Source organism: Citrobacter sp. On2M (assembly GCF_018035235.1).
GTDB classification, from domain to species: domain Bacteria; phylum Pseudomonadota; class Gammaproteobacteria; order Enterobacterales; family Enterobacteriaceae; genus Citrobacter; species Citrobacter meridianamericanus.
On sequence record NZ_WPCV01000004.1, the window covers coordinates 1 to 25,764 of the forward strand.

A 25,764-nucleotide genomic window follows, 5' to 3' on the forward strand; every position below is an offset into this window, starting at 1 on the left:
CATCTTTTCAGGACGGTTCATTCGGTGTGCTTTGCGGCGTTTTTCTCGATTACTCACAGTATCGTGACGAGATTTGCGGCGTTGTTCACGACTAATACCTTCATTGATTACGATATAGCGCATTTTGTTTCCTCTTTATGATTCTCTTGAGCTAATAAAAAGGCCGCCTAAGCGACCTCAAATGTCAGTTAACTGGTAGTCGCAAATCATGTCGCAACAACTCTTATCTTCTTCATTTCTTAGTCTTAAATCTGTTTGCTGTGTTTCCTGTTTAATCTCACCCCAGCAAACCTGATTCACCTCATCAGGCCATCCATCCACGGCATCGCCACGGTAGTAGTCAATTGCTTCTTCAGCAGCAGATTTTGCTTCTTCAGCTGTTTTGTAAGTCTCGAATCCGTTGTCAGGATTGAACATAAAGAATTTGTATGTTTCCATTGCCTCACCTCTAAATAAGTGGAGTAGATTTACCGCGCTGTAATCTGCCCGGATTTACGATGACCTGCGGCGTACAAAGCCACATCTGGCAAGCACGCAGATCCGCTTGTATTGCTGTCACGCAGGCTACCGAGCGAAGTGGCGCGGTCTACTCGTGACATATCCTGCTTTCTTTCCTGTAACGCGTTCTGAGCAGCCTCAGCGCGTCGTTTAGCCATCAGCTCACCACGTTTCAGATAACGCCGTGTAACGCTGTTGCTTGCGATAAATTTGGTCATATGTCCTCCAGTGGTTGCTTTGGTGATTGAATGGCCGGTGCTGATAAAGCCTTATCAATGTTGAGGCCATCATGCGCGTATTGGTTTTCCTGCTGATCACACTTTTTCCCGGCTTAAGTCATGCGGCCGGGTCCGCACTGCTGCGCTGGCAGGACACCCGGAAGGCAGTCTCGGCGACGCAGACGGACCTTACTGCAAGCAAAGTCTGGAAACTGTGCGCGTTATATCCCAGCCTGAAGGATTCCTACTGGCTTTCCGTGAATTACGGCATGCTTGAGGCGGCAAAAAAATATGGAGTAAGCCTGAAGGTGTTCGAGGCGGGAGGGTACCGCCAGTTCGACACACAAAAAACACAAATCGCCCAGTGCCAGCAATGGGGCGCGGATGCCATTTTATTGGGCAGCAGCACAACGACTTTTCCGGATTTGCAGGTGCAGGTTGGTATGCTGCCGGTTATTGAGGTAGTGAATGCTCTCCATGATGCGGCGGTAAAAGCCCGGGTGGGGGTTCCATGGTTCCAGATGGGTTACCAGCCAGGCCGCTATCTGGTTAAGTGGAGCGCGGGCAAACCGTTAAAGGTCTTATTATTGCCTGGGCCTGATGATGCCGGAGGCAGTCGTGAGATGGTGGATGGATTCCGCCAGGCGATTGCTGGCAGTCAGGTGCAGATTGTGGATGTGGCGTTGGGAGACAATGATATTGAAGTTCAGCGCAACCTGTTGCAGGAGATGCTGGAGCGTCACCCGGATGTCGACGTGGTTGCGGGTACGGCTATTGCTGCGGAAGCGGCGATGGGGGAGAGGCGCAATCAGGGCGCGCCGTTAACCGTTGTCTCATTTTATCTTTCGCATCAGGTGTATCGCGGGCTTAAACGCGCAAGAATCATTATGGCTGCCAGCGATCAAATGGTCTGGCAAGGTGAACTGGCGATTCAACAGGCCATCAGGGTGTTACAAGGGCAGCCGGTGCCGGAAAATATCAGCCCACCGATCCTGATACTCACCCCGAAAAATGCCGACAGCCAGCATATTAAGCACTCGCTGTCACCCGGCGGATTCCGTCCTGTGTATCAGTACACGTCAGCTGCTAAAAAGTAGCCTTCCCCGTGCTGCGTTACCAGTAAATCAGCCCGCAGCTTGTGGCGTAAACGGCGGATCAGTACGTCCACGGTGCGTAAGTCAGGATTGTCTACCCGTCGTGCTGACAGCATGCGCAGTAAACGTTCGCGACTGAGAATTTCCCCTGGATTGGTAACAAAAGCGACCAGCATTTCATACTCGGCGCGGGTGAGTTTGATTGCCTCATCGCCCAGTTCCAGGGTATGGCGGGAAACGTTCAGACAATATCCGGCAAACTGATAGCAGTTGTCTTTGGTCTCCGGTTGCGCCTGGCGGGCAAGGTCGATACGCCAAAGCAAATTTTTCACCCGTACCACCAGTTCACGTAGCTCCAGCGGCTTAGTGACATAATCATCGGCCCCCATTTCCAGGCCAACGATACGGTCAATTTGGTCACAGCGACCCGTCACCAGAATGATCCCCACCGTCGAGCGTTCACGCAGAGCGCGGGTTAGCATTAAGCCATTTTCATCCGGGAGGTTGATATCTAACAGAATGAGATCGACTGCGTGCTGCGACATGATTTCACGTAGGCCAGCACCGCTGGCTGCGACCGAGACCTGATAACCTTCCTGTTCAAAATAGGCCTGTAACCGTGCCTGTGTAACGGGCTCATCCTCAACAATGACAATGTGATGCGACATCCTGTTTGCTGTCTCTTTCTGTTCATATCTGTTCACATTGTGCCGTAAGCCATTCATCATGACCAGTGTTGCCGTTCATATTTGCGAAATAAGATCCTCTGTAACTAAACCATAAAAATACAGGGGCTATTATGCGGAAACTATGGAGGGCGCTGCTCAGACCGAGCGCACGTTGGTCAGTGTTAGCGCTGGTGGTCATCGGGATTGTGGTCGGTATCGCGCTGATCGTCTTGCCGCACGTGGGTATTAAATTAACCAGTACAACCGAATTTTGCGTGAGTTGCCACAGCATGCAGCCGGTTTACGAAGAATATAAACAGTCAGCGCATTTTCAGAATGCCTCCGGGGTGCGCGCAGAGTGTCATGATTGCCACATTCCATCAGATATCCCAGGCATGGTGAAACGTAAGCTGGAAGCGAGTAACGATATTTACCAGACCTTTGTTGCCCACTCTATTGATACTCCTGAAAAATTCGAGGCCAAGCGCGCCGAGCTGGCGGAGCGTGAATGGGCGCGAATGAAGGAGAACAACTCCGCAACTTGTCGTTCCTGTCATAACTATGACGCGATGGATCATGCGAAACAGCATCCTGAAGCCGCGCGCCAGATGAAGATTGCGGCTAAGGATAATCAATCTTGTATCGACTGCCATAAAGGTATTGCGCATCAGCTTCCCGATATGAGCAGCGGTTTCCGCAAGCAGTTTGACCAGTTACGCGCCAACGCAAACGACGACGGCGATACGCTCTACTCTCTGGACATCAAACCTATCTATGCCGCCAAGGGTGATAAAGAACCTGCAGGTTCACTGCTGCCCGCTTCGGAAGTGAAAGTGTTAAAGCGTGACGGCGACTGGCTGCAAATTGAAATTGTGGGCTGGACTGAGAGTGACGGACGTCAGCGCGTGCTGGCGCAATTGCCGGGCAAGCGCATTTTTGTGGCCTCTATTCGCGGCGACATCCAACAGCACGTGAAAACGCTGGAGCAAACCACCGTTGCAGAAACGAACGCGCAATGGAGCAAGCTGCAGGCCACCGCCTGGATGCAGAAGGGCGATATGGTCAACGACATTAAGCCTATCTGGGCTTATGCCGATTCGCTCTATAACGGAACCTGTAATCAGTGCCACGGCGCGCCTGAGAAAGAGCACTTTGACGCCAACGGCTGGATTGGCACGTTGAACGGCATGATTGGCTTTACCAGTCTGGACAAACGTGAAGAACGTACCTTGCTGAAATACTTGCAGATGAATGCCTCTGACACCACGGAAAAGCCGCATGGCGATAAAGGAGAAAGCAATGAAAAATAACGATCTCTTTCAGGCTTCTCGCCGACGTTTTCTGCTGCAGTTGGGCGGTTTGACTGTAGCCGGTATGTTAGGACCTTCTCTGCTCACACCGCGTAGCGCCAACGCCGCAGAGGTGCAGGGCGCTGGCGTAAAAGAGGGGATCCTGACCGGATCTCACTGGGGGGCAATCCGCGCCACCGTAGTTGATGGTCGGTTTATTGAGGCCAAACCGTTTGAACGCGATAAGTATCCGTCAAAAATGATCGCTGGACTGCCGGATCACGTGCATGGTAACGCGCGTATTCGCTATCCAATGGTCCGCGTTGATTGGTTGCGTAAACGTCATCAGAGCGATACCACGCAGCGTGGAGATAATCGCTTTGTGCGCGTTTCGTGGGATGAAGCGCTGGATTTCTTCTACCAGGAGCTGGAACGCATTCAGAAGACCTATGGCCCAAGCGCGCTGCTGACAGCCAGCGGCTGGCAATCTACCGGCATGTTCCACAATGCTTCCGGGATGCTGGCACGTGCCATTGCGCTGCATGGTAACAGCGTGAGCACTGGGGGCGACTATTCTACCGGTGCGGCTCAGGTCATTCTGCCGCGCGTGGTAGGGTCAATGGAGGTATATGAGCAGCAGACTTCCTGGCCGCTGGTGCTGCAAAACAGCAAAACGATTGTGCTGTGGGGCTCCGATCTGATTAAAAACCAGCAGGCGAACTGGTGGTGTCCGGATCATGATGTCTATGAATACTACGAGCAACTGAAGGATAAGGTAGCGCGTGGTGAGATTTCGGTCATCAGCGTTGACCCGGTCGTCACCTCAACGCATGACTATCTGGGCCGCGACAAGGTTAAGCACATTGCCGTGAACCCGCAGGCCGATGTGCCGCTACAGCTGGCGCTCGCACACACGCTCTATACCGAGAAGCTCTACGACCAACATTTCCTTGATACCTACTGTGTTGGGTTTGAGCAGTTTCTGCCTTATCTGCTGGGTGACAGTGACGGACAGCCTAAAGATGCCCAGTGGGCGGAAAAACTATGTGGTATCGATGCCGACACAATCCGTGAACTGGCGCGGCAGATGGCGAGCGGAAGAACGCAGATTATCGCCGGCTGGTGCGTCCAGCGTATGCAGCATGGGGAACAGTGGGCGTGGATGATCGTGGTGCTGGCCTCGATGCTCGGACAAATCGGTTTACCCGGCGGCGGCTTTGGCTTTGGCTGGCACTATAACGGTGCGGGAACGCCGGGGCGTAAAGGGATTATCCTGAGCGGTTTTTCTGGCTCCACCACCGTGCCTCCTGTCCATGACAGCACCGATTATAAGGGCTATAGCATCACCATCCCGATCGCGCGTTTTATCGATGCGATTCTGGAGCCGGGCAAAAACATTAACTGGAACGGCAAAACCGTCAAGTTGCCGCCGTTGAAGATGTGCGTTTTTGCCGGGACCAACCCTTTCCATCGTCACCAGCAGATCAATCGTATTATTGAGGGCTGGCGTAAGCTGGAAACGGTTATCGCCATTGATAATCAATGGACCTCGACTTGTCGATTCGCTGACATCGTATTGCCCGCGACGACCCAGTTTGAGCGTAACGATCTCGACCAGTATGGCAACCACTCCAACCGTGGCATTATCGCCATGAAACAGCTGGTGCAGCCACAATTTGAAGCGCGTAATGATTTCGATATTTTCCGCGATCTCTGCCGCCGTTTTAATCGTGAAGAAGCGTTCACCGAAGGGCTGGATGAGATGGGCTGGTTGAAACGGATCTGGCAGGAAGGAAGCCAGCAGGGGAAAGGGCGTGGTGTTCATCTTCCGGCTTTTGATGTTTTCTGGAATCAGCAAGAGTACGTTGAATTCGAACATCCGCAGATGTTTGTACGTCATCAGGCCTTCCGCGAAGATCCCGACCTTGAGCCGCTCGGCACGCCGAGCGGTTTAATCGAGATTTTCTCCAAAACCATTGCCGATATGCAGTATGACGACTGCCAGGGGCATCCGATGTGGTTCGAGAAAATCGAACGCTCACACGGTGGACCCGGTTCGCAGCGTTGGCCGCTGCATTTGCAATCCGTGCACCCGGATTTCCGTCTGCACTCGCAGCTTTGTGAGTCTGAAGCGCTGCGTAAGCATTATGCGGTAAGTGGTAAAGAGCCGGTGTTTATCAACCCGCAGGATGCCAGCGTCAGAGGAATTCACAATGGCGATATTGTCCGTGTGTTTAACGCACGTGGACAAGTACTGGCCGGGGCGGTTGTCTCCGACCTCTACTCGCCGGGTGTGGCGCGTATTCATGAAGGTGCGTGGTACGATCCTGATAACGGCGGGGAAACCGGAGCGCTGTGTAAATACGGCAATCCGAACGTGTTAACGATCGATATTGGCACGTCTCAGCTGGCGCAGGCGACCAGCGCCCATACTACGCTGGTGGAAATTGAGAAATACACCGGCAAAGTGGATAACGTGACGGCGTTCAGCGGCCCGATCAAAATGGTGGCGCAGTGCGAATATGTTCCGGCAGAGAAGGTGACGTCATGACGAAACACTCTTCCCTGACAACAGAACAAATGGCCTGCGTGTACGCCTGGCTGGCGCAGCTGTTTTCCCGGGAGCGTGACGATGAAAGCCTGGCGCTTTTACAGTCCAGCGAAATGGCGGATTGGTTCGCGGTGTTAAAAGTTGAACCGTTGCTTGAGGCGCAGGTCCTTTTACTGGAGGAAAAAATTGCTGCGCTGAAGGCGCGTGAAGACGCCACTCTGGAACTGGCTGCTGATTTTTGCAGCCTGTTCCTGATGTCGGATAAACACGCGGTGCTACCCTATGCGTCGGCTCATCTTAAAGGCGGGCCGAACTACGGAGTCATTAAACAACTGTTATCCGATGCGGGCATGCAGGTAAGCGATGCGTTTAGTGAGTCAGCCGATCATGTGGCTATTTTTATTGAATTGCTGAGCCATTTGCACTTTTCTCTGGGAGAGTCGGAGCTAAACCCTCAGCGTGTTGATGCGTTGCGCAGAGAGACGCTGACGGGGTTGTTACGCTGGTTACCGGACTTCACCGCCAAATGCTGTCGGTATGATGCCTTTGGTTTTTACGGCGCGCTAAGTCAGCTGTTGCTGGCTTTGGTCAGGCTGGATAATCAGAGCTGAGAGCAGCATATCCGGAGGTAATGAATTTGTTGCCTCCGTCGTATTGCTACGTTCACCTTATGTTTTTCACTTCTCTGAAACGATACTGCCTGTGAACGTGTTAAGGGCACTATCGCCGTACCCTTAACAATCCCGGCCTTACGGAAACACGTCGGCAATTTTCAGCCGGACCAGTCCACACCTGACCTCCTACGCTTTTATTTGAAAATCGCTGAACAGCAAAACAAATTTAACTGGAAATCAGGGCGTTGAAGCGATGACCTCGTTACGGCTGTTCCACTCTCAGTTATTTCCAGGGGCATTCATCTTCGTGAACTGAATGGCATTAGCACATTCGCTCCCATTTTACTCATCTCACCGCACAACCAGCACCGGACATTTCGCATGGCGTACCACGGCTGCTGCCGTTGAACCCAGCAGATAAGTGCTAAAACCGGGTTTATGTGAGGCGATGATAATAAGCTCGGCGTCTACTGATTCCGCCAGTTTGAGGATCTGATCCTTTGGCGGGCCGTAAACGACATGAGTTTGACTCCTGCCTGCAGGAATATTGAACTGCTTAACAATCTCTTCAAGTTTTTCGCTGGCCTTGGCCTGCAGACCACTTCTATCCGGGAATTCAGTTGAATAGGCCAGCCCCAGCGAGGCATAAAACGGAACGGTAGGAATAACGGCTAAAAAGTGGACCTTCGCGGTTTTGGCATGCGCCTGGACCTGTGGAACAACATGGCGGGTTAAATCGGTTTCAGAGATATCAATGGGCACCAGAATTGAGCGATACATATTCACTACCTCCTGTTTGTTTACCTCTCCCCTGAGTGTAGCGAAAGTTGTTTCTGTATAATAAGTGACCAGATCAAGGTTAGGTGCATAAATGTGTTTCAATGAAAGATATGTGCCGCAAATCCTGGCGCGATGTATGTCTGATCAAAACCGCAAGAGGAATATTTTCTTTAACACTCACGATTGCTAAATAGTAAAGGGGGGCGTTTTTTACTTCCCTTCACTATATATTTAATTATATAACGAGTGTTGTTAAGGGGAGAATTTTATCGACGCTACACAGCCATCCATCTTTTATTCTGATTTTTTAATTATCAATAGATTAATAAACCTTAAGTGTAGATTAAAATTCTGATTTTAAACTAAATTTGGTATTTGCATTTCGTTCTCATTAAATATGCGAGTCCCTTCAAACTTAACCGCATGCTAATTCTCATTTCTCTCTTCAGTTGATGAATATCAATAAGCAGCTGCTTTTGGATAATTATTGTCTACCTATAAAAGGGTATTCGTCTTGTGGGAATAAAAGATGAGAAAAATAAATAAAACAATCCTCTGGACGATGCTGCTGTGCGTTGTTCTGGGGGGCATTATTGTATTGGCTGGGCAATGGACATTACACAAAACTTCGAGCACGGAATTCTGTTTGTCTTGCCATACGATGCAGGCCCCCTATGAGGAATATACCGGCTCGGTTCACTTCCAGAATCAGAAAGGCATTCGCGCAGAGTGCGCGGATTGTCATATCCCGCAAGGGGGACTGGACTACCTGGTGGCTAAGCTGCGGGCCTCAAAAGATGTTTACCATCAGTTCATAACCAAAAAGATCGATACTCCGGAAAAATATGAAGAACACCGTCTGGAGATGGCGCAAACCGTCTGGGCCCAGCTTAAGGCAAGTGATTCTGCGACCTGCCGGAGCTGTCACAGCATGGACGCGATGGACCTTGCCGCACAGAGTGCGGATGCCCAGAAAATGCACAAAATGGGCATCACAGAAAAGCAAACCTGTATTGATTGCCACAAAGGGGTCGCCCACTTCCCACCCGAAGTCAAAATGGATGACAGCGCGCTCAAAGGGCTTGAAGCGCAGTCAGCCTCCACTCCAGCTTCGGCAACTGAGCTTTATGCCGTAAGCAATACCGCGCTGGGCGATCTGGGAACCGTTTACCCGGCAACACAAATGCAGGTTCTGAAAACAACGGACAATACGCGACTGGTTAAGATTCGTGGTAGCCAGATGCAGGGAAGTGAACAGGTCATTTACTACGCGGCAGGACAGCGTTTGATTCTTGCCAGCCTGAGTGAAAAAGGTCAGCAGTCGCTGAAGATTCTCTCCGACTGGAAAAAAGATGATTACGGTAATGCCTGGCGAGATGTCGTGCTGCAGGGCGAATGGAGCGGTTCGGCCCTCGCCAGCCGCGAGCCTATGTGGGATTACGCACGCAAACTCGACAATGTGTACTGCGCGGGCTGTCATGCGCCAATTCCGGCGAATCATTTCACGCTCAACGCCTGGCCTTCAGTGGCAAAAGGGATGGGTGCTCGTACCAATATCAGTGAAAACGAACTGGATATCCTGAGCCGTTACTTCCAGTACAACGCTAAAGACATGAATAAATAAGCGATAAATCAGGAGAAATCATGAAACTCACAAGACGTGACTTTATCAAGACGGCTGGCGCGGCAACCGGAACCATGGCGATTTCTTCGGTGATCCCAATGCCAGCCTGGGCCGAAGGTCAAAATGGCGGAGCGATCCTGACGGCAGCCCGTTGGGGCGCGGTATACGTAGAAGTAAAAGACGGCAAAGTGGTTTCCTCAAAAGGTGCATTGCCTAAGACGGTGCCGAACTCGCTACAGCAAACCGCACCGGATCAGGTCCATACCAATATCCGCGTAAAATATCCGATGGTGCGCAAAAGCTATCTGGAAAACCCGGGTAAAGCGGATGGTAAACGTGGAAACGATCCCTTCGTGCGGGTTAGCTGGGAGCAGGCGCTGAAGCTCATTCATGAGCAGCATAGCCGGATCCGTAGCAGCTATGGCCCGTCCTCAATATTTGCCGGTTCTTATGGCTGGCGCTCCAGCGGGGTTCTGCATAAAGCGCAAACCTTACTGCAACGCTATATGAGCATGGCGGGTGGCTACGCCGGTCATACCGGAGATTATTCAACCGGGGCCGCGCAGGTGATCATGCCTTACGTTGTGGGATCGGTTGAAGTTTATGAACAGCAAACCACCTGGCCGATGGTGCTAGAGCACAGTCAGGTCGTGGTGCTGTGGGGGATGAACCCGCTAAACACCCTCAAGATTGCCTGGAGCAGCACGGATGAACAGGGGATTGAATACTTTAATCTGCTGAAGAAATCAGGCAAAAGTGTCATTGCCATCGACCCGATGCGTTCTGAAACCATCGAATTCTTTGGTGATAATGCCACCTGGATTGCGCCACATATGGGGACCGATGTGGCGATGATGCTGGGGATCGCCCATACACTGGTGAAGAAAAATCTCCACGACAAAGCCTTCCTGGAAAAATACACCACCGGATACCCGCAGTTTGAAGAGTATTTACTCGGCAAGAGCGACAAAATAGAGAAAACCGCCGAGTGGGCTTCCGGCGTGTGCGGCGTACCCGCTGAGCAACTGGAGAAGCTGGCGGAAATTTTCTCCAGCAATAAAACGATGCTCATGGCGGGTTGGGGGATTCAGCGCCAGCAATATGGTGAGCAAAAACACTGGATGCTGGTAACGCTGGCGGCGATGCTGGGGCAAATTGGTACCGAAGGCGGCGGCTTCGGGTTCTCGTATCACTATTCCAACGGCGGTAACCCAACACGCACCGGTGGGGTATTGCCAGCCATCTCCGCCAAAATTGAAGGCGGGTCATCAGCGGGCAACGACTGGGCGGTTTCCGATGCGGTGACCAGCCTGCCGGTAGCGCGAATTGTTGAAGCGCTGGAAAACCCTGGCGGCAAATATCAGCATAACGGTAAAGAGCAAACTTTCCCGGATATCAAAATGATCTGGTGGGCGGGCGGCGCTAACTTTACCCATCATCAAGATACCAACCGCTTAATCAAAGCCTGGCAGAAGCCTGAGCTGGTTGTCATCTCTGAGTGCTACTGGACCGCAGCGGCCAAACACGCCGATATTGTTCTGCCGATCACCACGTCGTTCGAGCGCAACGATCTGACCATGACCGGTGACTATAGTAACCAGCATCTGGTACCGATGAAGCAGGTCATCGCGCCGCAGTTTGAAGCACGTAGCGACTTTGACGTATTTGCCGATCTGTCTGAGATGCTCAAGCCGGGAGGAAAAGCAGTTTATACCGAGGGCAAAGACGAAATGGCGTGGCTGAAGCAGTTCTATGATGTCGCGCAAAAAGCCGCCCGTGCCCAGCGCGTCGCCATGCCTCAGTTCAATGCGTTCTGGGAGCAGAACAAACTGATTGAAATGCGTGAGAATGAAAAGAACAACAAATATGTGCGCTACGCAGAATTCCGCAGCGATCCGGTGATGAATGCACTCGGAACGCCGAGTGGTAAGATAGAAATCTACTCGAAAACGATTGAAGGCTATCAGTACAAAGACTGCCCGCCGCATGCGTCATGGATTGAACCGGATGAGTGGAAAGGAACGGCGGATAAGGATCAGCTGCAGCTACTGACGGCGCATCCGGCACATCGTCTGCACAGTCAGTTGAACTACGCGTCGTTGCGTAAAGAGTACGCGATTGCTGACCGGGAGCCGGTAACAATTCACCCGGATGATGCGAAAGCCAGGGGCATTGTTGAGGGCGATCTGGTACGCGTATGGAATGCGCGTGGCCAGGTGCTGGTTGGCGCCCACGTCAGTGATGGCATCAAACCGGGAATCATCTGTATCCATGAAGGCGCCTGGCCGGATATCGAAAACGGCATCTGCAAAAACGGCGGCGCGAACGTGCTGACGGCGGATATCCCGACGTCAAGGCTGGCGAATGGCTGTGCGGGGAATACCAGTCTGGTATACGCAGAAAAATTCACCGGTGAAGCACCAAAACTCACTGTTTTTGATGAACCCGCAATCGTCACTATGTAATGGTGGTTGATAAACGGGAACCGAAAGGTTCCCGTTTTTTATTGCTGCTTTGGCAATGTTTACTGTCGTTACTCTGCCAGCACAATGACATCTCCCGTTGCCGGGGCGTCAGATCCCGGTAGCCACAAGCGTCCCCACGAACCGGTGCAATGACAGCCGAGCAGCTTTTCCGGTTGCTGTTGCTTAATAAACTTTCGCGTCCGCCATAGTTTAGCGGGGGAGGCTGCGCGTAAATGGAATCCGCCGATGACGGCGTAAATTTTGTTAACGCCGGTGATGTTTTGGCAATGGCGTACGATATTCTCAATTCCCCGATGCCCGCAGCCGGTAATGATGACTAATCCGCGTTCAGATTTATAAATCAATACGCCTTCATCGCTGATGTAATCCGGTTGAGGCGTTTTCTTACTAATAACGCCATAGGCCTGCGGAGTGGGAACGCTAATTTCCCCGGACCATAAAAATCGATCGCTAATAGCCAATGGTTTGCGGGTGTATTCCATCACAAGTCGAGAGTAGTCGTTATCGCGGGAGAGTTTTTTTATTTTTCGCGGCGTTCCCGCAAGAGTGATTGAGGCGTAACGCTCACAGGCGATTTGAGGATGACAAATAACACGACTGTTATCCGCAAGCCACGGCACGCCGCCACAATGATCGTAATGGCCGTGCGAAAGCACCACGGCGTCAAGCTGCGATAAATCAACCCCCATTTGCGCGGCGTTAAGTATGAAGCTGTCGTCCGGCCCGGTATCAAACAGTATGGTGGTGGTTTTATCCTGAACCAACAGACTGAGTCCAGGCTTTGCCCGTAATGATTTATCTGCGCCAGTCGCGCGCCGGTTTTCAAGCAATACCGTGAGGGTTAAAGCCACATCTGACTCCAGTATTAAAATGGCATACTTTAGCTCAGGGTTATTGTGAGCGCTGTGATCGCAGCGCTCTTTAGCGTTATCTGTTACTGCACACAGTTTGCCTGTGCGCGGTGTTTTTCCGCCTGCTGCTCATGGGCATAGGAATGACCATTATTCATCGACTGATGTACTACCATCGCTTTTTCATGTTCATTCATTTGTGAGAATGATTGTGCGTGGGGTGACGTTTCTGCTGCATTAACGCCAGCAGAGATAAAAAACGCGATAGCGAAAAAAGAGGATATCTTGTTCATCATATTTCTCCTGTATGGGTTTACGGAAGAAATTATAAAGAGCGAGGACAGTCAGTGACGTGACAGGATTATGACGGTTGTGTCAGAGAATAAGGATGACGCCGAAACGTCATCACCAGGAATTATACTGCGTGCTTGGGTAGCGTCAGAATAAAGCGGGTGGAGCGGGCATCGGAGGTGACCGCCACTTTTCCTTGATGGGCGATGACAATTGATTTCACAATCGCCAGCCCAATACCGCTGCCTTCACCTTTACGCTGGCGTGAAGGGTCTACCCGGTAAAATCGGTCAAAGAGTCGGGGGAGATGCTGAGGGGGGATTGGGGGGCCGGGATTTTCCACGACTATCTGGACCTGGTCATCCGCGTCTTTCACTCGCACGGTGACCGACTCGCCTTTTGGCGTGTAGCGCAGGGCGTTTGAAAGTAGATTACTCACCGCCCGGCGTAGCATTAACGGGTCGCCTGAAACCCAGCATGCGCGTCCTTCAAAACGTAAGCCGACCTCGCGCTCTTCTGCCCAGGCTTCGAAAAAGTCGAACACTTTCCCCACCTCATCAGCCAGATTCAGCGCTGTCTTCTCCGGGATTAGCTGATTATTGTCCGCCTGCGCCAGAAACAGCATGTCACTGACCATTTTCGACATACGACCAAATTCTTCGAGATTGGAATACAGCACGTCTTCCAGCTCTTTTTGGCTGCGGGTCTGGCTGAGCGCAATTTCCGTTTGTGTGACCAGATTGGTGATGGGGGTGCGGATCTCATGGGCAATATCCGCCGAGAAATTCGACTGACGTTTAAATACGTCCTCGATACGCTCGATCATGTGATTAAACGAACTGACCAGTTGTTCCAGTTCAATAGGCACAGCCTGCGGATCGAGACGCACATCGAGATCTTTCGAGGTGATATTTTGGATGCGGCGACTGACGTTACGGATCGGTTCATGACCTTTGTACACGGCGAACAGCACGATAAAAACAATCATCATGCTAATTAGCGATGCCGTCATAATCAGTTTGTTTTTCAGGTCGTTAATATAGTGCAAATGAAAGTCTATCGATAACGCCAGATACAGCGTATACGCCGCTTTTCCATCAGCAAGCTGTCCTACCGGCAGGCGAATCATTCGCCAGTTCGACGACGTTTTCTGTCCATGAAGATGTTGGGACGTTTGTAGCGTTGGGCCAGAGATAATAAAAACATCACTGACATGGGCATTTTTATCCGGCTTTGCGCTGGCGATAAATTGCCGGAGATCCGGGGCATTGGGCGAATGAAAAATAGCCTTCTGATTGCTATCTTCCAGCGAAATAATGACGTTCGAGTAACCTGCTACCACGTTTTTTAGCGTTTCCAGACGACGTGATTCTGGCTCATTGGGTTGGTTAATAATTCGCTCCAGCGTGGCGCTGATCTGTTGTAAATCATTAATGTCCTGTTCGGCGAAATGGACCTTAACAGAGTGGATCATTATCCATGCAAAGGCGAAAAATGAAGCGATGGTCGCCAGGCTGATAAAAAAGGTCAGTCGTGTTGCCAGCGAAAAAGGGCGTCGCCATCGTTTACCGCGCATCGGGAACCTCAAGCATATAGCCCACACCGCGCACGGTCTGAATCAGTTTTGGCTCAAAGTCGTTATCAATTTTGGCGCGCAGACGCTTCACGGCGACGTCGATGGCATTGGTATCACTGTCAAAATTCATGTCCCAGACCTGGGAGGCGATCAGCGAGCGGGGTAACACTTCCCCCTGATGGCGCAGAAAAAACTCAAGCAGGGTAAACTCTTTGCTGGTCAGGGTGATGCGTGTACCGCTACGGATGACTTTTCTGCTCACCAGATCAACTATTAAATCTGCGACCTGAAACTGGCTTTCGACGATCACCGCCGCGCCCCGGCGCAGCAGCGTTCTGACCCGCGCCAGCAGCTCAGCGAAGGCGAACGGTTTAACCAGGTAATCATCCGCGCCGAGCTCCAGACCTTTAACCCGATGTTCAATGGTGCCCAGCGCGGTGAGAAGAAGAATGGGCATCCCTTTGTTGGCGGAACGCAGCATCCGCACGATATCCCAGCCGTTTACGTCCGGCAGCATGATGTCGAGTATGAGCAGGTCGTAATCGCCGGTCATCGCAAGATGGTACCCGTTCAGGCCGTTATCCGCTAAATCCACGACAAAACCCGCCTCCGTCAGGCCTTTCGTCAGGTATTCACCGGTTTTTTTCTCATCTTCGACTATCAAAACCTTCATCGTATTCTCCTTCACGCACAGGGTGTGCGGACTTTCAATTCTAGGGATGCGGGATCGGATAGCAAACGGTTATTGGGAAAATGACAGTTTTGTCATTTTCCTGTCACCGCTTAAACAGAGTCGTTTCGTTAAAGTACAACACTATAAATTCCCACTTATTTCAGGGTCATCAGTCCGGTCAGGACGAGAAGAACTATGAGCAAATTTAAGCTTCTTACCCTCAGCGCGATATTCATTCTCGCCGGTTGTTCATTGGCTCCAGAATATCAGCGCCCGGCGTTGCCGGTACCGCAACAATTCTCCTCGAGTCAGAATGCCCTGATTTCTGCACCGATGGGATATCAGGACACGGGGTGGCGGACTTTCTTCGTTGACTCACAGGTAAAGGCGCTGATTGGCGAGGCGCTGGTCAACAACCGCGATCTACGTATGGCTGTGCTGAAAGTTCAGGAGGCGAGAGCGCAATATGGGGTCACGGACGCCGATCGCTACCCGCAAATAACGGCAGGTTCCAGCAGTACTTACAGCGGTAAATTAAAAGGCGATACCAGCACAAAGAAAGAATTCGAGGCCGGGCTGAATCTCAGTTTCGATCTGGACTTCTTTGGTCGGCTGAAGAATATGAGTGAAGCCGAGCGACAGAACTTCTTTGCCAGCGAAGAGGCGCGTCGGGCAGTACACATCTCATTAATCTCCAATGTATCGCAAAGTTATTTCAATCAGCGTCTGGCGTATGCGCAGCTTAAAATTGCCGAGGAAACGCTGCAAAACTATCAGCGTTCTTACGCTTTTGTGGAGAAACAACTGCTAACCGGCAGCACCAACGTATTGGCGCTGGAACAGGCGCGGGGCGTGATTGAAAGCACACGCAGCGAAATCGCGAAGCGTAAAGGCGAACTGGCGCAGGCGAACAACGCGCTGCAACTGTTGCTGGGCACATACGGGAAATTACCCAACGACCAGATGCGCAGCCACGGGGATATTAAACCCGTAACGCTGCCACCATCGCTCTCGTCACAAATACTGTTGCAGCGCCCGGATATTTTGGAAGCAGAGCACGGATTAATGGCGGCGAATGCCAATATCGGCGCTGCACGGGCAGCGTTTTTCCCGTCAATAACCTTGACCAGTTCTGTGTCCAGTAGCAGCAGCGATCTCTCCAGCCTATTTAATGCCGCCAGCGGCATGTGGAATTTTGTCCCCAAAATAGATATTCCCATTTTTAACGCCGGACGTAATCAGTCCAATCTCGACCTCGCTGAAATTCGCCAACAGCAATCGGTGGTGAATTATGAACAAAAAATACAGAACGCATTTAAAGAGGTGGCGGATGCGCTGGCGTTGCGCCAAAGCATTGCCGATCAAATTAGCGGCCAGCAGCGTTATCTGCAGTCATTGCAAATCACGCTGCAACGCGCCAGAGCGCTTTATCAACATGGTGCGGTTAGTTATATCGAAGTCCTGGACGCCGAACGTTCTTTATTCGCCACGCAGCAATCGCTGCTCGATCTTAATTACGCCCAGCAGGTTAATGAAATTAAGCTGTTTGCTGCCTTAGGCGGCGGTTGGGTGGAGTAATCCTTAATATTAATTTTTCAGGAGCATTAATAATGAATACTACTGCCAAAGCCGTGTTGTTTAGCCTTTTCTCTGCGGTCATGTTTAACGCTCAGGCCAATGAGCATCAACATGGAGAGATGATGAGTATGCAGCCAGCAGCTCAACAGGAACAGGTCATTAGCGCCACTGGGGTGGTTGAATCTGTTGATATGGAAAGTAAAAAAATCACGATTAAACATGACCCTATTCCGGCAGTGAACTGGCCGGCCATGACCATGCGTTTCACGCTGGTTGCTGACACTAAAGCTGACGATATTCAGTCCGGCGATAAGGTGGCGTTTACGTTTATTCAGCAGGGTAATCTCTCTGTGCTACGCGATATTCATATCAGTAAATAACGTTCCCGTAGGTCTCTTTTATTCTTGCCCGGATTCTTCGTAATGCGGGTGAGACTATCGCGCAATGGAAATCACTATGGCGTCTTTAACGATTAAAAATACCGCGCTTATTCTCGCCAGCATGATTGCCGGTGGGGTTATTTCTGTCGGTATTTATACTTATTATTCATCAGCAAAAATAACGGCTGAAACTGGGCTGACTTCGCAAAAAGAAGACAGAAAAGTGTTGTTCTGGTACGACCCCATGTATCCGAATACGCGCTTTGATAAGCCGGGTAAATCGCCGTTTATGGATATGGACTTGATCCCGAAATATGCCGATGAAGAGACCGCGAGCGTGTCAGCGACTGGTGTGCGCATCGACCCCACTCAGACCCAGAATTTAGGGCTAAAAACTGAACCGGTGCGTCGTGGGCCATTGCACTATGCGCAAACTTTCCCGGCTAACGTAAGCTACAACGAATACCAGTTCGTTATTGTTCAGGCTCGCTCTGCAGGTTTTATCGAGAAGGTATACCCGCTAACCGTGGGTGACAAAGTTAAGCAAGGTGCGCCGCTTATCGACCTGACGATCCCTGACTGGGTTGAGGCACAGAGCGAATATTTATTGCTGCGAGAGACCGGCGGCAGTGCGACGCAGGTGGAAGGGATTCTGGAGAGATTACGTCTGGCCGGTATGCCTGAGGCGGATATCCAGCGCTTAATATCGACACGTAAAATTCAGACTCGCTTTACCCTGAAAGCCCCCATTGATGGGGTGATCACCGCATTCGATTTACGTACCGGAATGAACATTTCCAAAGACAATGTGGTTGCGAAAATTCAGGGGATGGATCCGGTTTGGGTCAGCGCGTCGGTTCCGGAATCCATCGCGTGGCTGATTAAAGACGCCTCGCAATTTACCATCACTGTGCCCGCCTGGCCGGATAAGCCTTTCACCATCAGCAAGTGGAGTATCTTACCCAGCGTTGATGCTACCACGCGTACGCTCCAGATCCGTTTACAGGTCGATAATCCTGACGAGGCGCTCAAACCGGGGATGAATGCTTACCTGCAACTGAAAACGCAAAGCGAACCGATGTTGCTAATTCCCTCTAAGGCATTGATAGATACTGGCACCGAGCAGCGGGTGATCACCGTCGATAACGACGGTCGATTTGTGCCGAAACAGGTTACAGTATTCCATGATTCTCAAGGACTTACTGCTATTCGATCAGGTCTGACTGAAGGTGAAAAAGTGGTCTCCAGCGGTCTGTTTCTGATTGATTCCGAGGCGAATATCTCCGGCGCACTGGACCGCATGCGTGCGCAGAACAGTGGTGCGCAAGACGCAGCCGCAATGCCAGCCCAGGCGACCCATTCACACTGAGGATATGATAAATGATTGAATGGATTATCCGCCGCTCGGTGGCAAACCGTTTTCTGGTGATGATGGGGGCGCTGTTTCTCAGTATTTGGGGAACCTGGACCATCATCAATACCCCGGTTGATGCGCTGCCCGATCTCTCTGATGTGCAGGTGATCGTCAAAACCAGCTATCCGGGACAGGCGCCGCAAATTGTCGAGAATCAAGTTACTTATCCGCTGACTACCACCATGCTGTCGGTACCGGGCGCGAAGACGGTGCGTGGGTTCTCGCAGTTTGGCGATTCCTACGTATATGTCATTTTCGAGGATGGCACCGATCCTTACTGGGCACGCTCGCGCGTCCTCGAGTACCTCAACCAGGTGCAGGGAAAATTACCGACAGGCGTTAGCGCGGAAATGGGACCGGATGCCACGGGTGTCGGTTGGATTTTTGAGTACGCGCTGGTGGATCGCAGCGGGAAACATGACCTGGCAGAATTACGTTCTCTGCAGGACTGGTTTTTAAAATATGAGTTAAAAACGATTCCTAACGTGGCTGAGGTGGCCTCGGTAGGCGGCGTGGTTAAACAGTACCAGGTCGTTATCGATCCCATGAAGTTGACGCAATATGGTATTAGCCTGGCGGAGGTGAAGTCTGCGCTGGACACGTCGAATCAGGAAGCGGGCGGCTCGTCTGTCGAGATGGCTGAGGCGGAATATATGGTCCGCGCGAGTGGATATCTACAAACGCTTGATGATTTCAATAATATCGTCCTGAAAACCGGGGCCGATGGTGTGCCTGTTTACCTGCGTGATGTGGCGCGTGTGCAGATTGGGCCGGAAATGCGCCGTGGGATTGCCGAACTGAACGGCGAAGGCGAAGTGGCGGGCGGGGTGGTTATTCTGCGGTCCGGTAAAAATGCGCGTGAGGTTATTTCCGCGGTTAAAGCCAAACTCGACACGTTGAAAAGCAGTCTGCCGGAAGGCGTAGAAATAGTTACAACATACGATCGCAGCCAGCTCATCGATCGCGCCATTGATAACCTGAGCTACAAGCTGCTGGAAGAGTTTATCGTTGTTGCGTTGGTGTGCGCGCTGTTCTTGTGGCATCTGCGTTCGGCATTAGTGGCGATTATTTCCCTGCCGCTGGGGCTGTGTATCGCGTTTATCGTGATGCATTTCCAGGGATTGAACGCCAATATCATGTCGCTGGGGGGCATTGCCATTGCCGTCGGGGCGATGGTTGATGCCGCCATCGTGATGATTGAAAACGCCCATAAGCGGTTGGAAGAATGGGGGCATCAGCATCCGGATGAAAAACTGGATAATGCAACGCGCTGGAAGGTGATTACCGACGCTTCAGTAGAGGTTGGTCCGGCACTGTTCATCAGCCTGTTGATTATTACCCTGTCATTTATCCCCATCTTTACGCTGGAGGGGCAGGAAGGGCGACTGTTCGGCCCGCTGGCGTTCACCAAAACGTATGCCATGGCAGGTGCGGCGTTTCTGGCCATCGTGGTTATTCCGATCCTGATGGGATTCTGGATCCGCGGAAAAATACCTGCAGAAAGCAGCAACCCGCTTAACCGTTTCCTGATCCGTATTTACCACCCGCTATTGCTGAAGGTATTGCACTGGCCCAAGACCACCATTCTGGTGGCGGTGCTTTCAATACTTACGGTTATCTACCCGCTGAATAAAGTCGGCGGTGAATTCCTGCCGCAAATTAATGAAGGCGATCTGCTGTATATGCCTTCAACCCTCCCGGGGATCTCGGCAGCGCAGGCGGCGGATATGCTGCAAAAAACCGATAAGCTGATCATGACCGTGCCGGAAGTGGCGCGCGTGTTTGGTAAAACCGGTAAGGCAGAAACCGCAACAGACTCCGCACCGCTGGAAATGGTTGAAACGACGATCCAACTGAAGCCGCAGGAGCAGTGGCGTCCGGGTATGACGATGGACAAAATTATCGCCGAACTCGACAAAACCGTGCGCTTGCCGGGGCTGGCGAATCTGTGGGTTCCGCCTATTCGTAATCGTATCGACATGCTTTCTACCGGCATCAAAAGCCCCATTGGGATAAAGGTGTCAGGTAACGTTCTGGCTGATATCGACGCCACGGCGGAACAAATTGAAGAGGTGGCCAGAACCGTGCCGGGCGTCTCTTCTGCGCTTGCTGAGCGCCTGGTCGGGGGGCGCTATATCAATGTGGATATTAATCGGGAGAAAGCGGCTCGCTACGGCATGACCGTCGGCGCAGTGCAACTGTTTGTCACCTCAGCGGTCGGAGGTGCAATGGTCGGCGAAACGGTAGAAGGGATTGCACGTTATCCGATTAACCTTCGCTATGCGCAGAGCTATCGCGATAATCCGCAAGCGCTGCGTACTCTGCCGATCCTGACGCCCATGAAGCAGCAAATCACGCTGGCTGATGTTGCAGATGTGACGGTGGTTTCAGGTCCATCGATGTTGAAAACCGAAGATGCGCGACCCACCAGTTGGATTTACATCGACGCACGCGATCGTGACATGGTTTCGGTGGTGAACGATCTGAAAAAGGCAATTGCTGAAAAGGTACAGTTAAAGCCGGGGACCAGCGTGGCGTTTTCCGGGCAGTTCGAGCTGCTTGAACGTGCCAGTCATAAGCTCAAATTGATGGTGCCGATGACGCTGATGATTATTTTTGTCCTGCTGTATCTGGCTTTCCGCCGCTTTGGCGAAGCGCTGTTGATTATCACCAGCGTGCCCTTTGCGCTGGTGGGGGGGATCTGGTTCCTCTACTGGATGGGGTTCCATATGTCGGTTGCGACCGGAACCGGATTTATCGCCCTGGCCGGCGTCGCTGCAGAGTTTGGCGTGGTGATGCTGATGTATTTGCGCCACGCCATTGAAGCCGAACCCGCGCTGGAGAATCCGCAAACCTTTACCGCAGATAAGCTGGATGAGGCGTTATATCACGGTGCGGTGCTTCGTGTGCGTCCGAAAGCGATGACCGTGGCGGTAATTATTGCGGGTCTGCTGCCTATTTTGTGGGGGACGGGAGCTGGCTCAGAAGTCATGAGCCGCATAGCCGCGCCGATGATTGGCGGCATGATCACCGCACCATTGCTCTCACTGTTCATTATTCCGGCCGCTTATAAGCTGATGTGGCTGCACAGGCATCGCGGCCAAAAGTAATGCCATGAAGTGCTCGCCTGCCTTAATACTTATCAGTTAATGAACCGGAGGTAATGAATCTGTTGCCTCCGTCGCATTGCTACGTTCACCTTATGTTTTTCACTTCTCTGAAACCATACTGCCAGTGAACGTGTTAAGGGTACTATCGCCGTACCCTTAACAATCCCGGCTCCCGGCGGGAAAATTGTTGCTACGCAATACCCTCCGCTTATTCCTCCAGGTTACCGGGCCGGGCGCGAGGTAGCGTCCCTGCAAAACGCGCCCTGAGCCAGCATCCATGCTGGCTCTCCCGGCCTTACGGAAACACGTCGGCAATTTTCAGCCGGACCAGCCCACACCTGACCACCTGTATTTTTATTTGAATATATCTGAACAGCAACGCAGATTTAACTGGAAGTCAGAGCGTTGCAGCGATGACCCCAACCCGACAGGCAGACGGCATAAGACGAATGACAAAATTGCCGGGAGCAATTTTGAACAGCGCTTGCGCTGGCCCCGTAAGAGGTGAGCCTCCCTTGCTCGTTCACGGGTATCAGTGCCTCAGAGAAATGACACACATAAGGTGAACGGAACCCTGAGCCGGAATCACATGTTCCCTGTAATGTTTAACTAACTGGCATTACTCGCCTGCCTCGGTTTTACTGCTGAAGCAGGCGTTGCGTTATGCCGCCAACGCTTTCACGCGTTTGCGGTACTCGCCCGGCGTGCAGCCAAATTCCCGTAAAAAGACTTTGTGAAACGACGATTCGCTGGCGTAACCCACCGACTCGGCAATCACGATCAACGGCTGTGTACCACGTGACAGCATCTGGGCGGCGAACTGAAGGCGTAGCGCGGTTAACACCGCCAGCGGCGTGGAATTTGATACTTCACGGAATAGCTGTGCGAAGCTGGCCCGCGACATGTGTGCACGTTTTGCCAGTTCTTCGACGGTCCAGGCAAAAGCTGGTGACTCCAGCATCATGAATACAACGGCTCCCAGCCTGGGGTGCAGCAGTAAATTCAGCACATTTTTCGCAGGGGTCGACTGGGCAAGCCACTCGCGGACAGTTAACGCGAACAGCGTCGCGCATTGCTGGCTGCAAACGATGCTGGAGCCAGGCAGGTTGTTGATGTATTCCTCCTGCAATAGCGCAATCATGGCCTTCAACCAATGGCTGACGGGGCTGTTCTCCTCAGGCGCCAGTAATAATACTTCCGGAAGCGCGGTTAAAAAATAGCGTGAAGATGTCTGTAATCGCAGGCTCCCACAGACAATATGCGTTTGCTCTTCCCCTGTCTGACACAGCCGATGTGCGGAGTTTTGCGGCAGAATGACTATTGTTCCAGGGCGTAACGTGGAAGATGTTCCGTCAGGCATATCCAGTTGAGCGAATCCCTGGGTTACCGTATGCCAGCGAATAACGGACAGTTCACCCGCTGCATGAGGTAGTTGCCAGTCCCTGCTCAGCAGGCAGTTTTGATCTATCGAGCCCTGCGGGTCGTTAAGCGTAAGTAATCGGCTAAGTGCATCCATAAAGACTCCTGGGCAGTTTTTGTTGGTGCTGATCAAGATGAAAAAAATATGCTATTCATAATTTTATTAATATATTTATGTGATTATCTTATTTTCTCGCAGAGTTGAGTGGAAGCGAAAAAATGGTGTTTTAGACGATCTGACAGTAATTGGCGCGTTATAGATACATTGTTCCTGCATCGCTAAACCTATAATTCAGTTCAACAAACGAACAGTGACATGGCGGAGAGACAGCATGAATCAGTATCAGGCGATCGTTATCGGATTTGGCAAAGCGGGTAAAACGCTGGCGGCTACCCTGGCGAAAACGGGCTGGCGAGTGGCGATTATTGAACAGTCAAACACCATGTATGGCGGAACATGTATCAATATCGGCTGTATTCCAACCAAAACCCTGGTACACGATGCTGAACTTCAGCATGACTTTGCCGCGGCGATGCAGCGCAAGGCCTCTGTTGTCAGCTTTCTGCGTGATAAAAACTTCCATAATCTTGCCGATCTGGAAAACGTGGATGTGATTGAAGGTCGTGCAGAATTCATTGATAACCATACAGTGCGGGTCATGCAGCCAACCGGCGAGCTTGAGCTAAGCGGCGAGAAGATCTTTATTAATACCGGTGCACAGGCAACGATGCCGAACGTGGCCGGGTTAACGACCACACCTGGCGTGTTTGACAGCACCGGGCTGTTAAATTTGACGCACCGTCCGGAACGTTTGGGGATTTTGGGCGGCGGGTATATTGGTGTCGAATTCGCTTCAATGTTTGCCAACTTCGGCAGCAAGGTCACCATTTATGAAGCTGCGCCACAGTTTTTAGCGCGCGAAGATCGGGATATTGCCGAAGCTATCGCTAACATTTTACGCGACAAAGGGGTTGAGATTATCCTCAATGCAAGGGTGCAGGCGGTTTCATCCCACGACGGCGAGGTGCAGGTGCAAATGCCGGAAGGGGCTCAGACTGTGGATGCGCTGCTGGTGGCATCTGGCCGCAAACCGGCGACTGAAAATCTACAGTTGCAAAACGCGGGTGTGGATGTCAACGAACACGGCGCTATTGTGGTGAATAAATATTTGCGTACCTCGGCAGACAATATCTGGGCCATGGGCGATGTGACGGGGGGATTACAATTTACTTATATCTCGCTGGATGACTTCCGTATTGTACGTGATAACTTGTTAGGCGAGGGGTTACGTCACACCGGCGATCGTCAAAATATACCGTATTCTGTCTTCATGACCCCGCCGCTTTCCCGCGTGGGGATGACCGAAGAGCAAGCTCGCGCCAGCGGCGCGGTGGTACAGGTAGTCACTCTGCCTGTCGCGGCTATCCCGCGAGCACGGGTGATGAATGACACGCGTGGCGTACTTAAAGCGGTGGTAGATAGCGAAACGAAACAGATATTAGGCGTATCCCTGCTGTGCGTGGATTCTCATGAGATGATTAATATTATTAAGACCGTTATGGATGCTGGTTTGCCTTTCACCACACTGCGCGATCAAATATTTACGCATCCGAGTATGAGTGAATCACTCAACGATCTCTTCTCTCTCGTAAAATAATAATAATGTAGCTGCATGATTGCTCCACCTGTGTGGGGCTTTTTTTTATCATAAATAAAGTAATACGCATGAACAGTTTTTCTGGCGTTATGCAGTAAATAAGATAAACAGCGATGTTTTATTCTATTGAGACTGAAATCACTTGTTAATGGAAATAGAAATGAACATGCTTAAAACTTCATTATTGTTGACTGCTTTACTCACTGCGCCGGTAACATTTTCTGCTCTGGCACAACAGCCGGTTGAAGTCGCTCGCGTCAGCGTGTCGGCAATTGCCGCGGCACCTTCTGTCGTTGAGGATGCCATCGCAAAACTAGCCCAGGAAAAGGATGCCACTTCGTGGAAAATTACTTCAATGCGTATAGACAGCAGTACTCACGCTACGGCAATTTTGTATAAGTGAGGAGCATCTGCATGGAAAAGTATCTGCGTTTACTCGGCAAGGGCGATAGAATTGGATTAACGTTGATTCGTCTCAGCATTGCCCTTGTATTTATGTGGATTGGTCTGTTGAAGTTTGTACCTTACGAAGCAGACAGTATTACGCCATTTGTCGCCAATAGTCCGGTAATGTCATTTTTCTACGAACATCCCACAGAATATAAGCAGCACTTAACCCACGAAGGTGAGTTTAAACCGCAGGAGCGTGAATGGCAGAAGGCGAATAACACGTATACGTTCTCCAATGGCCTGGGCGTAGTCGAAGTGCTTATCGCATTGCTGGTGCTGGCTAATCCTGTTAGTCGTTGGTTGGGATTACTGGGTGGCATACTGGCATTTGCCACGCCGATTGTTACGTTATCATTTTTAATTACTACACCAGAAGCATGGGTGATGCCGTTGGGAGATTTGCACCACGGTTTTCCTTACTTGTCCGGAGCCGGGCGTCTGGTGTTGAAAGACACATTAATGTTGGCGGGAGCGGTGATGATCATCGCAGATTCATCCCGATCAATTCTTAAGCAAAAGTATTGAATTTTTAACGTTGTACC

The 25,764-nt window shown here is 51.4% G+C and carries 22 protein-coding genes; 13 read left to right on the plus strand and 9 right to left on the minus strand.

What is annotated here, in order from left to right:
• Positions 1 to 177: 177 nt before the first annotated feature.
• Positions 178 to 438: a hypothetical protein gene (locus On2M_RS10365; RefSeq protein WP_210904754.1), complete on the minus strand. Its 261-nt coding sequence runs from the start codon at positions 436 to 438 to the stop codon at positions 178 to 180.
• Positions 439 to 467: 29 nt separating this feature from the next.
• Positions 468 to 716, minus strand: coding sequence for a hypothetical protein (locus tag On2M_RS10370; RefSeq protein ID WP_247604978.1), 249 nt, complete (start codon positions 714 to 716; stop codon positions 468 to 470).
• Positions 717 to 787: 71 nt separating this feature from the next.
• Between On2M_RS10370 and torT the strand changes: the two genes are divergently transcribed.
• Positions 788 to 1,813 (plus strand): TMAO reductase system periplasmic protein TorT, encoded by a 1,026-nt coding sequence (torT, locus tag On2M_RS10375; RefSeq protein ID WP_210904786.1) that lies wholly within the window; start codon positions 788 to 790, stop codon positions 1,811 to 1,813.
• Here torT and torR read toward each other — a convergent pair.
• Complete coding sequence (gene torR, locus On2M_RS10380; RefSeq protein ID WP_151218684.1) at positions 1,786 to 2,478, minus strand: two-component system response regulator TorR; 693 nt, start codon at positions 2,476 to 2,478, stop codon at positions 1,786 to 1,788. The genes torT and torR overlap by 28 nt on opposite strands.
• A gap of 131 nt (positions 2,479 to 2,609) precedes the next feature.
• Here torR and torC point away from each other — a divergent pair, with 131 nt between their 5' ends.
• From torC to torD, 3 genes are read left to right on the plus strand one after another with little or no spacing between them, the layout of a single operon-like run.
• A complete protein-coding gene (gene torC / locus On2M_RS10385; protein ID WP_210904787.1) occupies positions 2,610 to 3,788 on the plus strand; it encodes a pentaheme c-type cytochrome TorC in 1,179 nt (392 codons plus the stop codon).
• Positions 3,778 to 6,318, plus strand: a complete 2,541-nt coding sequence (torA, locus tag On2M_RS10390; RefSeq protein ID WP_210904788.1) for a trimethylamine-N-oxide reductase TorA — start codon at positions 3,778 to 3,780, stop codon at positions 6,316 to 6,318. Before torC ends, torA begins: the two co-directional genes overlap by 11 nt.
• The gene (gene torD / locus On2M_RS10395) at positions 6,315 to 6,929 is read left to right on the plus strand and encodes a molecular chaperone TorD (RefSeq protein WP_210904789.1); all 615 of its coding nucleotides are present in this window, start codon (positions 6,315 to 6,317) and stop codon (positions 6,927 to 6,929) included. Before torA ends, torD begins: the two co-directional genes overlap by 4 nt.
• Positions 6,930 to 7,283: 354 nt before the next feature.
• Here the strand turns inward: torD and uspF are convergent, their stop codons facing one another.
• On the minus strand, positions 7,284 to 7,712 hold the full coding sequence (gene uspF, locus On2M_RS10400; RefSeq protein WP_187252863.1) for a universal stress protein UspF: 429 nt from the start codon (positions 7,710 to 7,712) through the stop codon (positions 7,284 to 7,286).
• A gap of 529 nt (positions 7,713 to 8,241) precedes the next feature.
• Here uspF and On2M_RS10405 point away from each other — a divergent pair.
• Both On2M_RS10405 and On2M_RS10410 read left to right on the plus strand, forming a co-directional pair.
• On the plus strand, positions 8,242 to 9,336 hold the full coding sequence (locus On2M_RS10405) for a NapC/NirT family cytochrome c (protein WP_210904790.1): 1,095 nt from the start codon (positions 8,242 to 8,244) through the stop codon (positions 9,334 to 9,336).
• A gap of 20 nt (positions 9,337 to 9,356) precedes the next feature.
• Positions 9,357 to 11,801: a trimethylamine-N-oxide reductase 2 gene (locus On2M_RS10410; protein ID WP_187252861.1), complete on the plus strand. Its 2,445-nt coding sequence runs from the start codon at positions 9,357 to 9,359 to the stop codon at positions 11,799 to 11,801.
• 68 nt (positions 11,802 to 11,869) lie between these two features.
• On the opposite strand, the gene On2M_RS10415 is transcribed toward On2M_RS10410, so the two are convergent.
• The 4 genes from On2M_RS10415 to cusR form a co-directional block, all read right to left on the minus strand.
• Positions 11,870 to 12,673: an MBL fold metallo-hydrolase gene (locus On2M_RS10415; RefSeq protein WP_210904791.1), complete on the minus strand. Its 804-nt coding sequence runs from the start codon at positions 12,671 to 12,673 to the stop codon at positions 11,870 to 11,872.
• Between the two features lie 83 nt (positions 12,674 to 12,756).
• Positions 12,757 to 12,966, minus strand: a complete 210-nt coding sequence (locus tag On2M_RS10420; protein WP_187253028.1) for a hypothetical protein — start codon at positions 12,964 to 12,966, stop codon at positions 12,757 to 12,759.
• Positions 12,967 to 13,088: 122 nt separating this feature from the next.
• Positions 13,089 to 14,540, minus strand: coding sequence for a Cu(+)/Ag(+) sensor histidine kinase (locus On2M_RS10425; protein ID WP_210904792.1), 1,452 nt, complete (start codon positions 14,538 to 14,540; stop codon positions 13,089 to 13,091).
• Positions 14,530 to 15,213: a copper response regulator transcription factor CusR gene (cusR, locus tag On2M_RS10430; protein WP_151218692.1), complete on the minus strand. Its 684-nt coding sequence runs from the start codon at positions 15,211 to 15,213 to the stop codon at positions 14,530 to 14,532. Before cusR ends, On2M_RS10425 begins: the two co-directional genes overlap by 11 nt.
• 195 nt (positions 15,214 to 15,408) lie before the next feature.
• Here cusR and On2M_RS10435 point away from each other — a divergent pair, with 195 nt between their 5' ends.
• The 4 genes from On2M_RS10435 (at position 15,409) to On2M_RS10450 (ending at position 21,695) form a co-directional block, all read left to right on the plus strand.
• On the plus strand, positions 15,409 to 16,791 hold the full coding sequence (locus tag On2M_RS10435; protein WP_210904793.1) for an efflux transporter outer membrane subunit: 1,383 nt from the start codon (positions 15,409 to 15,411) through the stop codon (positions 16,789 to 16,791).
• A gap of 32 nt (positions 16,792 to 16,823) precedes the next feature.
• Positions 16,824 to 17,171: a cation efflux system protein CusF gene (gene cusF, locus On2M_RS10440; RefSeq protein WP_151218694.1), complete on the plus strand. Its 348-nt coding sequence runs from the start codon at positions 16,824 to 16,826 to the stop codon at positions 17,169 to 17,171.
• A 76-nt stretch (positions 17,172 to 17,247) separates the two neighbouring features.
• The gene (locus tag On2M_RS10445) at positions 17,248 to 18,540 is read left to right on the plus strand and encodes an efflux RND transporter periplasmic adaptor subunit (protein ID WP_210904794.1); all 1,293 of its coding nucleotides are present in this window, start codon (positions 17,248 to 17,250) and stop codon (positions 18,538 to 18,540) included.
• Between the two features lie 11 nt (positions 18,541 to 18,551).
• Positions 18,552 to 21,695, plus strand: a complete 3,144-nt coding sequence (locus On2M_RS10450) for a CusA/CzcA family heavy metal efflux RND transporter (protein ID WP_210904795.1) — start codon at positions 18,552 to 18,554, stop codon at positions 21,693 to 21,695.
• 661 nt (positions 21,696 to 22,356) lie between these two features.
• Here On2M_RS10450 and rclR read toward each other — a convergent pair.
• Positions 22,357 to 23,211: a reactive chlorine-specific transcriptional regulator RclR gene (rclR, locus tag On2M_RS10455; RefSeq protein ID WP_151218697.1), complete on the minus strand. Its 855-nt coding sequence runs from the start codon at positions 23,209 to 23,211 to the stop codon at positions 22,357 to 22,359.
• A 235-nt stretch (positions 23,212 to 23,446) separates the two neighbouring features.
• Here rclR and rclA point away from each other — a divergent pair, with 235 nt between their 5' ends.
• The 3 genes from rclA to rclC all read left to right on the plus strand — a co-directional run bounded on the left by rclA (position 23,447) and on the right by rclC (position 25,747).
• Positions 23,447 to 24,772: a reactive chlorine resistance oxidoreductase RclA gene (gene rclA, locus On2M_RS10460; protein WP_151218698.1), complete on the plus strand. Its 1,326-nt coding sequence runs from the start codon at positions 23,447 to 23,449 to the stop codon at positions 24,770 to 24,772.
• A 166-nt stretch (positions 24,773 to 24,938) separates the two neighbouring features.
• Positions 24,939 to 25,175, plus strand: a complete 237-nt coding sequence (gene rclB / locus On2M_RS10465; protein ID WP_219608504.1) for a reactive chlorine resistance periplasmic protein RclB — start codon at positions 24,939 to 24,941, stop codon at positions 25,173 to 25,175.
• Positions 25,176 to 25,186: 11 nt separating this feature from the next.
• On the plus strand, positions 25,187 to 25,747 hold the full coding sequence (rclC, locus tag On2M_RS10470) for a reactive chlorine resistance membrane protein RclC (RefSeq protein ID WP_151218700.1): 561 nt from the start codon (positions 25,187 to 25,189) through the stop codon (positions 25,745 to 25,747).
• Positions 25,748 to 25,764 lie beyond the last annotated feature (17 nt).